The organism is Microbacterium umsixpiens (assembly GCF_053543675.1).
In genome coordinates, this window is sequence record NZ_JBLVOH010000041.1 from 40,956 (window position 1) to 53,941 (window position 12,986).

General features: G+C 67.0%; 14 protein-coding genes and 1 tRNA gene. 1 reads left to right on the forward strand and 14 read right to left on the reverse strand.

The window, feature by feature from the left end; translation table 11 throughout:
* Positions 1 to 9: 9 nt before the first annotated feature.
* The 7 genes from mpaA3 to mpaB (ACNPM4_RS04700) all read right to left on the reverse strand — a co-directional run bounded on the left by mpaA3 (position 10) and on the right by mpaB (ACNPM4_RS04700) (position 5,043).
* On the reverse strand, positions 10 to 129 hold the full coding sequence (mpaA3, locus tag ACNPM4_RS04670) for an MpaA3 family daptide-type RiPP (protein ID WP_308737268.1): 120 nt from the start codon (positions 127 to 129) through the stop codon (positions 10 to 12).
* A 35-nt stretch (positions 130 to 164) separates the two neighbouring features.
* Positions 165 to 290 (reverse strand): MpaA2 family daptide-type RiPP, encoded by a 126-nt coding sequence (gene mpaA2, locus ACNPM4_RS04675; protein ID WP_258134202.1) that lies wholly within the window; start codon positions 288 to 290, stop codon positions 165 to 167.
* A 42-nt stretch (positions 291 to 332) separates the two neighbouring features.
* A complete protein-coding gene (gene mpaA1, locus ACNPM4_RS04680; protein WP_258134203.1) occupies positions 333 to 467 on the reverse strand; it encodes an MpaA1 family daptide-type RiPP in 135 nt (44 codons plus the stop codon).
* Positions 451 to 1,506, reverse strand: coding sequence for a daptide-type RiPP biosynthesis dehydogenase (gene mpaC / locus ACNPM4_RS04685; RefSeq protein WP_448984860.1), 1,056 nt, complete (start codon positions 1,504 to 1,506; stop codon positions 451 to 453). Before mpaC ends, mpaA1 begins: the two co-directional genes overlap by 17 nt.
* Before the next feature lie 149 nt (positions 1,507 to 1,655).
* A complete protein-coding gene (gene mpaD, locus ACNPM4_RS04690) occupies positions 1,656 to 2,915 on the reverse strand; it encodes a daptide-type RiPP biosynthesis aminotransferase (protein ID WP_448984861.1) in 1,260 nt (419 codons plus the stop codon).
* Complete coding sequence (mpaB, locus tag ACNPM4_RS04695) at positions 2,912 to 3,964, reverse strand: daptide biosynthesis RiPP recognition protein (protein WP_448984862.1); 1,053 nt, start codon at positions 3,962 to 3,964, stop codon at positions 2,912 to 2,914. Before mpaB (ACNPM4_RS04695) ends, mpaD begins: the two co-directional genes overlap by 4 nt.
* A complete protein-coding gene (mpaB, locus tag ACNPM4_RS04700) occupies positions 3,961 to 5,043 on the reverse strand; it encodes a daptide biosynthesis RiPP recognition protein (protein ID WP_448984863.1) in 1,083 nt (360 codons plus the stop codon). Before mpaB (ACNPM4_RS04700) ends, mpaB (ACNPM4_RS04695) begins: the two co-directional genes overlap by 4 nt.
* A gap of 161 nt (positions 5,044 to 5,204) precedes the next feature.
* On the opposite strand from mpaB (ACNPM4_RS04700), the gene ACNPM4_RS04705 reads away from it, so the two are divergent.
* Positions 5,205 to 5,292: transfer RNA gene (locus ACNPM4_RS04705), tRNA-Ser, on the forward strand.
* A gap of 103 nt (positions 5,293 to 5,395) precedes the next feature.
* Here the strand turns inward: ACNPM4_RS04705 and ACNPM4_RS04710 are convergent.
* The 7 genes from ACNPM4_RS04710 to ACNPM4_RS04740 all read right to left on the reverse strand — a co-directional run bounded on the left by ACNPM4_RS04710 (position 5,396) and on the right by ACNPM4_RS04740 (position 12,975).
* The gene (locus ACNPM4_RS04710; RefSeq protein ID WP_448984864.1) at positions 5,396 to 5,998 is read right to left on the reverse strand and encodes a GNAT family N-acetyltransferase; all 603 of its coding nucleotides are present in this window, start codon (positions 5,996 to 5,998) and stop codon (positions 5,396 to 5,398) included.
* 28 nt (positions 5,999 to 6,026) lie between these two features.
* Positions 6,027 to 6,656 (reverse strand): phosphatase PAP2 family protein, encoded by a 630-nt coding sequence (locus ACNPM4_RS04715; RefSeq protein WP_036302883.1) that lies wholly within the window; start codon positions 6,654 to 6,656, stop codon positions 6,027 to 6,029.
* A gap of 31 nt (positions 6,657 to 6,687) precedes the next feature.
* Entirely contained in the window at positions 6,688 to 8,082 is a 1,395-nt protein-coding gene (locus ACNPM4_RS04720) for a multidrug effflux MFS transporter (protein ID WP_029261014.1), read from the reverse strand.
* A gap of 106 nt (positions 8,083 to 8,188) precedes the next feature.
* Positions 8,189 to 9,343 (reverse strand): cystathionine gamma-synthase, encoded by a 1,155-nt coding sequence (locus tag ACNPM4_RS04725; RefSeq protein ID WP_448984865.1) that lies wholly within the window; start codon positions 9,341 to 9,343, stop codon positions 8,189 to 8,191.
* 72 nt (positions 9,344 to 9,415) lie between these two features.
* Positions 9,416 to 10,792, reverse strand: a complete 1,377-nt coding sequence (locus ACNPM4_RS04730; RefSeq protein WP_448984866.1) for a cystathionine beta-synthase — start codon at positions 10,790 to 10,792, stop codon at positions 9,416 to 9,418.
* A gap of 99 nt (positions 10,793 to 10,891) precedes the next feature.
* A complete protein-coding gene (locus ACNPM4_RS04735; protein ID WP_448984867.1) occupies positions 10,892 to 11,851 on the reverse strand; it encodes a carbohydrate ABC transporter permease in 960 nt (319 codons plus the stop codon).
* On the reverse strand, positions 11,848 to 12,975 hold the full coding sequence (locus ACNPM4_RS04740) for a carbohydrate ABC transporter permease (RefSeq protein WP_448984871.1): 1,128 nt from the start codon (positions 12,973 to 12,975) through the stop codon (positions 11,848 to 11,850). The genes ACNPM4_RS04735 and ACNPM4_RS04740 overlap by 4 nt, the downstream gene beginning before the upstream one ends.
* Positions 12,976 to 12,986: the final 11 nt, after the last annotated feature.

The following is a 12,986-nucleotide window of genomic DNA, read 5'->3' on the forward strand; positions in this document are numbered from 1 at the left end:
ACCCCTCGGTCAGGTTGCGATCGCTGCCGCACCGCCGATGATGGCGATGATGTAGCCCGCGTGCTCCCACCATTCGAGTGGTGCGTCGATCTGTTCGAGTTCCTGGAATTCCAGCGATCTCGTCAGCATTTGGTACCTCCTCAATCGGTAGTCGGATACGACTACTACGTCAGCGCGAGAATCCCGATGATGACGCCCGCGGCGAATCCCCGCAGGAAGTCCTCGCCGTCGTTCAGCGCTTCCATGGCCTCGAGTTCGGTGAACTCGAGCTTCGGCATCGTGGCCTGCATATTTCCTCCTTTCGTTTCGTCACCCTCATCGGGTCGACGAGATCACGTCGCTGCGGCTGCGCCGATTCCGATGAGTATCAGTGCGCCGATCGCGCCCTCATAGAAGCTCTCCCAGCTGGGGGCTTCCATTTCGTCGAGTTCTTGAAAGCAGATCTGCCTTTCAACACCGTTGTTCATTGAATTCACCTCCTTCATGTCGAACGTGAGAGGTTGGCATGGGGGTGCCAACGGGCTGAGCGTTCCAGCACGAATCGCGGAGCACATCACGGAAGTCCGCCGCGAGAAGTCCGCGAAGCATCGGTTGGCGATGCCCCCACGCTTTCTCGGTGGCCGTGGAGATGCGACCGATCTCGTCAGCCGTCGGCTTCGCCGGGCACGGGATTCCCCACCCGTCGACGAGCGCAGCCGCGCCGGCGGGCGGATCGAGAGGCAACCCGGTCCCGGCGGTGACCCCGGCCCAGAAATCCTGGAGGCTCTCACGATCCCCCCAGCGTGACTCACCCGAGCAGATTCGCCGCCACACGGCAGCGATGATGCCAGCCGTTGCGACCATCTTGCGAACCCCGAGCACGAACGCGACTTCGTTCGCCAGGTACCAATGACGGGCGCCGTAGGGGTCGGGGCTCTTGAGCGCTGCGGTGCGCTGGGTCGCTGCGCTCAGACGCGCGACGCGCAACCTTCCCGTGGGGGAACCCGAGTGACGAGCGGCGGTCTCGAGGAGTGCCCTACCGAGCGTGACGGCGTCGCTTTTCGCCCTCGCACTCCTTCCCGGACTCGTCGACGCCCCTGCCAGGCGAAGGAACGCCTCCAACGCTCCCTCCCTGACCGAAGTCGGCCGGAGGGTGACCGAATTGCAGGGATCGATGATGGCGTGACGCGGCCTCAGGGAGCGCCCGACGATGAGGCGATTGCCGTGTTCGTTTCTGAGGATGGCGACACTGTTCGTCTCCGACGAGGTGCCGAGCGTAGTCGGCATGGTGACGATGTCGACGGGCGGCGGAGCATCGGGCAGGAATGTCAGTGGCGCCCTCGACGCATGTTCGACGGCGTAGTCGAACACCCGCCCCTGGGCGAGCGCGAGCGCGGCGAGCTTGCTGGCGTCGAGTACGCTCCCTCCACCGACTGCCACGATGACGCGTGGAGGGCGGCGAACGATCTCGCGCGCGATAGCTACCACCGTCGTGACGTCTGAGGCGAGTGCGTCGATGTCGATCATCCTGGCGTTGCAGTCGTCCAGGAAGGGAACCGTGACGGCCGCATCAGCGATCACCAAGGTCTCCCGTCCCGCCGTGAGGCGCCCCACCGTCTCCCGTGCGATCCCGCTTCCGTGCCATAGCGTGGGAACGCGCCCCGCAAAGCCTCTATTCATGCGGAGGTCTCCCGTGACTGCGCCACACCCGCACGCACCGCCGTATCCATTTCCACGAGTTCCCCGGGAGTGAACCCGTACGCCGGAATCAGTTCGATGGAGCTCGGCCCCGGCTGCACAAGGACGCCGTTCGCTGCGACCGCGGAGACGACGCGAAGAACCTCGGGGCCGGAGAGCGGATTCCCATCCTGGTCGCAGAGTTCCAGCCCGAGAAAGCAGCCGCGTCCCGTGACCCCGGTGACGATGCCGTCCGACACCAATCGTGTCGTGAGCTGTGACAACTCGTCTGCCAGTGACATGGTCACCGATTCCACGTCGATGCGGTGCAGCTCCTCGATGACGGCGACGATCGCCGCCGAACACCCTGGTGTCCCCGCCTGCGTCTCTCCGTGGATGAACGTCCAGCCTCCTCGGACGAACTCGGAGGCCACACGGTGCCCGACAAGGAGTGCTGCGGCGCCCATCGCGCCGTTCGTCAGTGCTTTCGAGAGGATGAGGACGTCGGGTGCGGCCGCCCAGCGGTCGGTAGCGAACATCGTCCCGGTGCGGCCGAATCCCGTCGCGACCTCATCAGCGACGATCAGAAACCCGTACTCCTCCCTCAAAGCGAGAAGACGGTGCACGAAGGCATCTGAGAGCGCGTACGCGCCGCTGCCCAGGACGGGCTCGACGACGACCGAGGCCACCCGCGACCCTTCGCGTGAGAGCAGTGTCGCCAGCTCCTCCCCGTCATCGCTGTGCGACACGTGCCTCACCGATCTGCGATCGACCGAATAGACCGCTTGGTGGAGTTCATCGCCACTCAGTGCATGGCTGCCGTACATGGTGCCGTGATAGCTACCCTTCAGTCCGACGACGAGCGATCGGGACCCGGAGCCCTTCTGCACCCAGTACTGTCGCGCCAGCTTCACGGCGGCATCGTTCGCTGCCCCGCCCGACGTCGAGAAGATGACACGGCGGTATCTGCTCGGTTTCGCCAGTTCGATGAGAGCCTCCGCCGCGATTTCCGCATACCTGTGCGGCGCTCTGAACAGGGACAGGTACGAGGCATCATGTGTCGCTCTGCTCACCGCTTCGGTCACCGCAGCGTTGCCGAAGCCGAGGGGGACATTCCACAGCCCGCTCGTCGCACAGAGGCGCGTGGATCCGTCAGCGAACTCGATGCGGTTTCCTGACGCGCCGACGGCCACTCGGTCAGGCGCGAAGGTGACGTCGGCCGGGAGCATCGAGGTCCACAGCGCGTGCGGGTCGGTCATGCGTCGACTCCCGTGGGGCGTGGTGCGGCGGCAGCGCGTCTGCCGGAGTGGATGCCGAGAGCTGCGAGGGCTGCACGGCACAGGGTCTCCGCTTCCGAGACAGAGATGCCGAGTTTTCGCGCCACCCGCTCAGCCGCGAGGGCGAGCGTGCTGGAAGTCTGGGCGACGGCGACCACCGTGGCAGTCATGGGCGACAGCAGCTGGCGACGCAGTGTGGTGGGGTCGGCCAGTAGGAAACCGTCTGCCGTCTCGAGCAGGAATGGATCGCGGATGGGCGGTTCGGCATCGGAGAGGTTGTCGTCGACCAGGCACCAGCCGAATCCCGTGATTCTCGCCGCACCGTTGGCAAGCCGGAGCATCTTCATGAGATCCGTCGCCTGGAGGTATCGACCGATCCACTCCCGATTCGCGAGGTCGGCGAGGAGCACATCTCTGGGCGCGATGTCGTCCCACGCGGCGACACCCGGAAGCGGGATCGTGAGCACCGCCGGCAGGTCATCGACATTGCCGATGTCGGCGCCGCGCACACCGATGCTCACTCTGCCATCGGAACTCAAGCGGATGGCGCTCGGAGTCTCCAGTCCGCGGGGGTCGGCAAGCGCTCTGCGGTCCGCGAGAAGAATCCGGGGGTCGAGCAGAGTCGAGGGAAAGATGCCCGTCCGTCGGGCGAGTTCAGCGTCATCGAGGAAGGCGCGCCAGCTCGACTCATCGAAGAAGCACACCGCAGTGGGGCCGACGATCTGAACGAACTCGGCAGCCGAATAGTCCTGGAGTTCGACTCCACGTTCTCCGAAGAACAGCTCGTCTCCGAGGTCGCGCAGTGCGCCGTTGTAATGGACGGCCGTGGCAGGTCCTCTGTACGGATCGCTTCCTGTCGGCAACAGCATGACGTCGTCCTTACTGGTCACCGCGTCCAGGTTCCGTGCCGAGGCTCCGACATCCACGAGGTACACCCGCGTGTGCTGATCGCGCACTCCGGTGATCCATTCACGCAGTGCCCGGGCTCCGACGCGTTCGATATCGACCGGCCCTTCTTCGTCGCGCGTCATGACCCGTGCCGCCGGTAGCCGGTGACGTCGAATCCCGTCGCCGCGAACCTGTCCTGCAGCGCACGCATCAGCGGAGCGACCCTGTTCACCCGCGTGCCGAGTTCGGTGGCGAGCAGGGCCGTCGCCTCAGACTCCTCCGAGGTCGCGATCAGGCATTCCGCAGCCCTCGCGGAATCGACTCCGAGTCGGAGACGTCTGTGGCTCACTCGATCAACCAGGATGTACTCCTCGCCGTCCCCTGTAACGAGGAAGGGTGCATCGGCAGCCAGTATCGAGGGATATGCCCCACCCTCGTCGAGCACCGCGACAAGGTGGCGGCCGAATCCGGAGATGGCAGGACGAGGCGGTGCGCCCTCCCACCCTCGCATCAGATCGAGAGCCGCCAGATACCGCCCGAACCACGGGCGGTCGTCGAGGTCCGCCTCGAGGACGCGAGGGTCGACGACCTCGGCAAACGAGCGCCCTCGCCCTGTTCCCGCCGCGGCCGTCGCCTCGATATCGGCCCGTTCATCGCCCACGCTCCCGAGCAGAAGCCCGTCAGGCCCGTCTCGATACTCCCCATGACGCGTGACGTGGACCCGACCGAGTGAGTCGCCGATGAGGTCCGCCGCGAGAGAGGAGGCCCAGGAATCCAACAGCACTTCCGTGTTCAGGAGCTGACCCACGAAGACGCCGGAGTTCCGCGCCGTGTCGGCATCGCTCAGGAAGGCGGCGATCCCCACTGCCGAGAACTGCCGGACGACGGTCGGACCGGCGAAGGTGGTGAAGGGAACAGCGACGTAGTCCTGCAGTTCGAAGGTGTGGCGCCCGCCGAGGGTGATCTCATCGCCGGGTTCGAGGAAGGAACCGTCGTACGCGATGGTCCGCGGATCGGCATGTCGCACAGGGGCGATCACGATGTCGCAGGGCTCCGCCGCGCGCAGCACCTCCTCGATGTGGTCTCCGGATTCGAGGAAGAACACGGCGCCCTCGACGATTCCCCGCCTTCCGCTGACGTACTGCTCGAAAGCAGTGGCCGTGCGGTGGCTTGGCCGTGATGCCGTGGTCGCGCTGTCCTGCATGTTCCCCCCAGAAGACATGGACCTTGATCGAAAACGATCTGTCCTCATCTGAGGCTATACAGCTGACGTGTGACATGCAATATTCTGCCCACAGCACGACGAGGATCCGCCCACAGCTGCGCGCGACGGCTCTGTCACGCCACCCTCCCCCGATCGGATAGGATGGACAGGTTGTTCCTGGTGACGTGTCCGAGCGGCCGAAGGAGCACGCTTGGAAAGCGTGTGTTGTGCAAGCAACCGCGGGTTCGAATCCCGCCGTCACCGCCAGAAAAGCAAGAAGGGCCTCCGCGCCAGCGGGGGCCCTTCGTGCGTTTCTCTCCAGTACGGGGATTCGGGGAGGAGCGAGTACCGGGGATCCGCCCCCGCTCATTCAGCCGTCGAAGCGCACGCCGTAGATCTGCCCACCGGGCGCCGCCGGGCGCCGCGTCATCCCGAGCCGCTCGTAGAACGCGGCCGCTCCGGCGTTGTTCGGGTCGATCCCCAGGTGCAGCCCGCGCACCCCGCGGCGGGTCAGCTCAGCGAACAGGGTCTCCATGAGGCCGCGCCCGAGCCCCTGCCCCTGCGTCTCGGGGAGCAGATCGATGTGCAGATGGGCGGGGTACTCGGCGGCGTTCGGCTCGATGCCAGGGGCTCGCTCGTAGCCGTACTCGACCATCCGCTCCTCCCGGGTCGCGGGCTCCGCAGACCGGGGGTATCGCTCCTGCTGCCCGGGCCACCACTCGTCGCGGAACCAGGCGTAGAACGCGTCGGTGTCGTCCGTCGCCACGATGTACCCGATGGTGCGCTCGTCGTCGCTCTCGACCACCCAGGCGAGGTCGGGATGCCGCTCGGCATAGGGAACGGCGAACAGGTCGCCCCACAGCGAGTCGTCGGAGAGGATGCCGGTCGCATCCCCGCCCGCGTCGGCGGTCCGCATGCAGATCTCGTACAGCGCGGCACGATCGGTGGGGCGGTAGGGACGGATGCGCGACACGAAGGCTCCTCTGACTGAACGGTCCGGTTCAGCCTATCGGCGCCTCGACCTCGGACTTCTTCTGCTGCACCCACGGCAGCAGCCAGGCCGCCAGCACGAGCACGACGCCGGCGCCGACGAGCGCACCGCCGAGTGTGTCGGTGGCCCAGTGCACCGACAGGAAGGTGCGCGAGAGCGCCATCGCCAGCACCCACAGCACACCGAGGATCGCGGTCCAGACCCGCGGGAAGAGCACCCAGACCACGAGCGCGATCGTCGCCGCGTTCGCGGTGTGGCCCGACGGGAACGAGCCGTAGTCGCTCACCACCAGCATGTCTTCCGGGCGCGCTCTTCCGAAGAGCTGTTTGAGCAGCTGCACCGCACCGGCGCTCGCGGCGAAGCACACGGCCGCGAAGACCGCACCACGCCAGCGTCGTGCGAGCACGAGCACGAGGATCGCCAGCAGCGGCACCCCGAGGATCGCCACCCAGCCGCCGCCGATCCAGTCCATGACCAGCGCGAACTGCAGCAGCCAGTCACCCCGGATGCCGGCGACCGTCTCGTTCCACCAGTGGTCGAAGCCGGGCGTCTCCGGATACACGAACACCACCAGGGCACCGAGCACCGTCGCGAGCGCGAGGAGGCCCACTCCCCACCACAGCAGCATCCGCCTGTCCATCGTCCTATTCTGCGGGACGAGGCCCTGCCGATCAGGGATTGAGCATCCCGACGGTCCGCGGACGTACGACGAACCAGAGCGAGAGGATGCCGATGGCGGCGCAGCCGACCATGACCGAGGCCATGGTGGTCGCGGTGATCCCGGCGTCGTGGGAGAGCCATCCGACGACCGGTGAGATGAGCCCGGCGACACCGAAGTTCGTCGCGCCGATGATGGAGGCCGCGGTGCCGGCCGCCTTCCCGTGGCGGTCCAACGCCAGCACCTGCACGTTGGGGAACGTGAAACCGCAGGCGGTCATGAACACGAAGAGCGGGATGACCGTTCCCCAGAGCCCGAGACCGAGCTGATCTGTGACGATGATCGCGACGCCGGCGAGCAGCAGCACGGCGGTGGAGTAGGCCATGACCCACTGCGGTCCGAACCGGGCGGCGAGACGAGACGCGGTCTGGACGCCCGCGACGACGCCGAGCGAGTTCACGGCGAAGAGCAGGCCGTATTGCTGCGCATCGAGTCCGTGCGTCACCTGGAACAGGAACGGCGAAGCCGAGAGGTAGGAGAACAGGCCCGAGAAGGTCATGCCACCGATCACCAGCACACCGAGGAACACCCGATCCGAGAGCACCGAGCGATAGCGCTGCAGCATCGTCGCGCCACCGCGGTCCTGTCGGCGGGCGACGGGCAGCGTCTCCGGGATGAACAGGATCGCCGAGGCCAGCATCACGATGCCGTAGGCGGCGAGGACGACGAAGATCCCCCGCCAGGGCATGAGGGTCAGGAGCCACGAACCGATCAGGGGCGCGATGACCGGGGCCACGCCCGATACCAGCGCGAGACGCGAGAGCATGACGACCAGGCGGCGTCCGCCGAACAGGTCGCGCACGATGGCCATGGCCACGACGCCACCGGCCGCGGCTCCCACGCCCATGAGGACGCGCGCGGCGCTGAGCAGGCCGAGGTCCGGAGCGAAGGCCGCTCCGACGCTGGCGAGCACGTGCAGGGCGGTGACCGCGATCAGCGGCACCCGGCGGCCGACCTTGTCGCTGAGCGGACCGACGACGAGCTGCCCGAGGGCGAAGCCGATCATCGTGCCGGTGAGGGTCAGCTGGATCGCCGCAGCCGTGGTCTGGAAGTCTTCCTCCAGCACCGGGAAGGCGGGGAGGTAGAGGTCGATCGTGAACGGCCCGAGCGCCGTGAGCGCGCCGAGCAGGATGATGTACAGCGTCCGGCGACCGAGGGAGATCGCATCCCCGGGGTGCAGCATGATGGGCGCCGTCGCCGGGTTCGCGCCGAGGGTGCGGATGGCGCCGGTGGCGGTGGAGGTGCGGATGCTGCCGGTGGCGGTGCGCTCGGGCTCTGCGGCCGGAACGGCGTCCGACCCGTCGGGTCGCGCGGTGGGGATGGAGTCAGTGCGGGGAGCGTCGGACACGACGTCCTTCCAGTGTTCGGGGTGCGTGGTCGAATCGATTCGCCAGGGGAAGAACCCATGCTACCGCCGACCCGACCCCACCCCCGCGATGGCTCCGGGCGGGAGGTCAGCGCGCGATGCGCTCCAGACCCTGCTCGAGGTCGGCGAACAGGTCGCCGATGTCCTCGATCCCGACCGAGAGTCGCACGACGTTCTCGGGGACGGCGAGCTCGGTGCCGCGCACCGACGCGTGCGTCATGTCCGGCGGGTACCCGATGAGGGATTCCACGCCGCCCAGCGACTCGGCCAGCTGGAACAGCGAGGTGCTCTCGGCAAATGCCCGTGCGGCATCGGCACCCGCGGCGAGTCCGAGCGAGAGCATCCCGCCGAAGGCGCTCATCTGCGAAGCGGCGATCTCGTGACCGGGGTGTGCCGCGAGTCCGGGGTAGTACACCTGCGCGAACTCGGGGCGCGCTGCCGCCCACTCCGCGATCGCCTGCGCGTTCTCGGAGTGCTGCCGCATCCGCAGCGCGAGCGTCTTGATACCCCGCGTGGTGAGCCACGCGTCCAGGGGCGCGGAGACGGCACCGACCGCGAACTGCTGGAACTTCACCTGATCGAAGTAGCGGTCGTCGCTGAACACGACCGCGCCCCCGAGCACGTCCGAGTGACCGCCGAGGTACTTCGTCGTGGAGTGCACGACCAGGTCGGCGCCGAGCGCGAGCGGCTGCTGCAGCGCGGGCGAGGCGAAGGTGTTGTCCACGACCACGATCGCACCGGACTCGTGTGCGACCTCGGCGATCAGGGCGATGTCGACGATCTTCAGCAGCGGGTTGCTCGGCGTCTCGAGCCACACGATCTTCGTCTCGGGGCGGATCGCGGCGCGGAGCACATCCACATCCGAGAGCTCGACCGTCGTCGTGTCGATTCCCCACGGCGAGAGCACCTTGGTGAGCAGTCGGTACGTGCCGCCGTACACGTCGTTGCCGAGCAGCACGTGATCGCCCGGCTTCAGGATGCCGCGCAGCAGAGCGTCTTCGGCGGCAAGACCCGAGGCGAAGGAGAGTGCGCTCGCGCCACCTTCGAGCGCGGCCAGCTGCGTCTCGAGCGACGACCGCGTGGGGTTGCCGGCACGGTTGTACTCGTAGCCCTCGCGGAAGCCGCCGATGCCGTCCTGCACGTGCGTGGAGGACTGGTAGATCGGCGGGATGATCGCCCCCGTCGTCGGGTCGGGAGCTTGTCCTGCATGGATGGCGCGAGTGGCGAAGGCGTGGTCGGACATGCCCTCAGCCTACGACCGCCCCCGCAGCGGAGGCCCTCCCGTTACGCCCGGGGTCATCCGCCGTCGGAGCGCTCAGCGGGAGAGGTACCCGAGCAGATCCTGTCGCGTCAGCACCGTGTGCGGCTTGCCGTCTTCCGTGACCAGCAGGGCATCGGCGTCGGCGAGCGCCGTCTTCGCCTGGGCGACGGAGGCGTGGATGCCGATGAGCGGGAGCCGCTCCCCCACGTGCGCTCCGACGGCATCGGTCGCACTCGCCTCGCCGCGGAACAGCAGGTCGAGCAGCCCCTTCTCGTCGACAGTGCCGACGACTTCGCCCATCATGACGGGCGGTTCGGCGCTGAGGACGACCAGCTGCGAGACGTCGTAGTGCGTCATCATCCCGATGGCCTCAAGAACCGTGTCGGTCGGATGCGCGTGCACGAGGTCGGGGATGCCCTCGCCCTGGCGCGATGGCCGCGCGGCGAGCACGTCGGCGACGGTCTCCCCCTCTTCCACGTCGCTGAACCCGTAGGAGCGCATCCATCCGTCATTGAAGATCTTGCCGAGATAGCCGCGACCGCCGTCCGGCAGGAGGACGACCATCACGGCATCTGCGGGCAGTTCGCGCGCGACGCGCAGGGCGCCGACGACGGCCATGCCGCTCGATCCGCCGACGAGGATCCCCTCCTCGCGGGCGAGCCGCCTCGTCATCGCGAACGAGTCCGCGTCGCCCACCGCCACGATCTCGTGCGGAACGGTCGGGTCGTAGGCGCCCGGCCAGATATCCTCCCCGACGCCCTCGACGAGGTAGGGACGACCGGTGCCGCCGCTGTAGACGCTGCCCTCGGGATCGACGCCGACGATGCGCACCTGCCCCTCCGACACCTCGCGGAGGTAGCGCCCGGTCCCCGTGATCGTGCCGCCCGTGCCGACGCCGGCCACGAAGTGCGTGACCTGCCCCTCGGTGTCGCGCCAGATCTCCGGCCCTGTGGTCTCGTAGTGGCTGCGCGGACCGTTGGGGTTCTCGTACTGGTTCGGCTTGAACGCGCCGGGGATCTCACGGGCGAGTCGGTCGCTGACGCTGTAGTACGACTCCGGGCTTTCCGGCGCGACCGACGTGGGCGTCACCACGACCTCCGCGCCGTAGGCCCGCAGCACGTCGATCTTGTCGTCGCCCACCTTGTCGGGCAGCACGAACACGCACTTGTAGCCGCGCTGCTGGGCGACGAGTGCCAGGCCCACTCCGGTGTTGCCGCTGGTGGGTTCGACGATCGTGCCGCCGGGCTTCAGGTCGCCGGAGGCCTCGGCAGCATCGATGATGCGCGCGGCGATGCGATCCTTCGACGACCCGCCCGGGTTCAGGTACTCGAGCTTCACGAGCACCGTGCACGCGACGCCCTCGGTGACGTGAGTGAGCTTCACGAGGGGCGTGTCGCCGACGAGGTCGACGATCGAGTCTGCGTACTTCATGACTTCAGGGTAGACGCGCGGATGCCGCGGGCGGGGCTGTGTTTCGCCCACCCGCGGCATCCGTTCTCACGAAAGGGGCCCCCTGTGTCTTCCGAAGCGTCAGCCCTTCGTCGACCCCGCCAGCAGGCCGCGTACGAAGTACCGCTGCAGCGCGAAGAACACGATGAGCGGCACGATGATCGACACGAATGCGCCGGCCGTCAGCAGGTACCAGCCTTCACCGCGACCGGTGATCTCGGCGAGCACCTTCGTGATCGGAGAGGCGGCACCGTCGGCGAACACGAGCGCCACGAGCAGATCGTTCCAGACCCAGAGGAACTGGAAGATCGCCACGGACGCGATCGCCGGCATCGTGAGCGGAAGCACCACGCGGAAGAAGATCTGTCCGCGGGACGCGCCGTCGACGCGCGCGGCCTCGATGATCTCGCCGGGGATCTCCGACATGAAGTTGTGCAGCAGGTAGATCGCGAGCGGCAGCGCGAACATCGTGTGGGCGATCCACACCTGCGCATAGCCGCCGGCGACATCGAGCCCCTCCGTCACCTGCACACCGAACAGGTTGATCCCTCGGGAGAACGATGACAGGAGAGGCACCAGAGCCATCTGGATGGGAACGATCTGCAGCGCGAACACGAAGATGAACAGCGCGTTGCGACCCTTGAACTCGATCCACGAGAACGCATACGCCGCCATCGCCGCGATCATCAGCGGGATGAGCGTCGCCGGGATCGTGATGACGATCGAGTTGAAGAAGGATTCCAGGATCGTCAACTGCGTGGTGCCGGACTGCAGCACCGCCGCGTAGTTGTCGAGCGTCAGCCTCGGGTCGGTGAAGACCGTCCACCAACCGGTGGTCTCGATCGCTTCCCGGTCGCGGAACGACGAGATGAAGAGGCCGAGCGTCGGAACGGTCCACACGACGGCGATGATGATAGCGGCGACGCTCGCCCAGGGCCGGCTGAGACGCTTGCGTGTGCGACCGGCCGAAGCCTCGAACCGGCCCGCGGTCGTGATGGCCCGCGTGCTGTCGCCGGTGTCTGTCTTCACGGTGTCGGTCATCGGATCTCCCGCTGCTTCTTGATCTGGCGTGCGTTGTAGATGACGATCGGCAGCACCAGGATGAACAGGATGACGGAGAGCGCAGCGCTGCGACCCGCCTCGAACTTCGAGAACTGGGTGTACATCTCATTCGCCAGCACCGACGTGCCGTAGTTTCCGCCGGTCATCGTGCGGACGATGTCGAACACCTTCAGAGAGGCGATCGAGATCGTGGTCAGCACGACGATGAGCGCCGGACGGATCGACGGGATCGTCACCGACTTGAAACGCTCCCAGGCATTCGCACCGTCGAGTTCCGCCGCTTCCAGCAGCTCAGCCGGCACGCCCTTGATCGACGCCGAGAGCACGACCATCGCGAAACCGGTCTGCACCCAGATCAGCACCACGATGAGCGCCAGGTTGTTCCACGGACTGTTCAGCAGGAACTGCTGCGGCTCGCCGCCGAACCAGACCAGGATCTGGTTGAGCAGACCGATCTGCTCGAACTCCGGGCCACGGTAGGCGTACACGAAGCGCCAGATGATGCTGGCACCGACGAACGAGATCGCCATCGGCATGAACACCAGCAACTTGTAGATCTTCTCGCCGCGGGTCCGATCGATGAACACCGCGTACCCGAGGCCGATCATCGTGGAGAGCGTCGGGACGAGCAGCACCCACACGATCGTGTTGATCACCGAGGTCACGCCGTCCGACTGCGTGAAGATCCAGAGATAGTTGGAGAACCCGACGAAGTCGCTGCCCGTCGAGTTCCAGAACGACGCATAGACGGTCTGGATCGACGGCAGGATGAGGCCGGCGAGGAGCAGCAGCATCGCCGGGGCCATGAAGGCCACGAGCTGGATCAGGTAGCCCGCGCCGTCGCGGGACCGGTAGTCCAGGAAGAAGAACAGTGCACCGACGGCGACCGCGACTCCCATCGCCCAGTAATAGGAGTTGAAGAACCACATCACCGCGAGCGGGATGAGCAGGCACATCGCGAGGCGGATGCCGGTGTAGAGAGCGCCCTTGCGCGGGGCGATGTCGACGAGCAGCAGGATCACCACCACGACCACCGCGAACGCGATGACCACGGCGAGCGCCTGGAGGATCGGCGGGAGTGTCCCGATCCATTGGAAGAACACAGTCGCGTTCA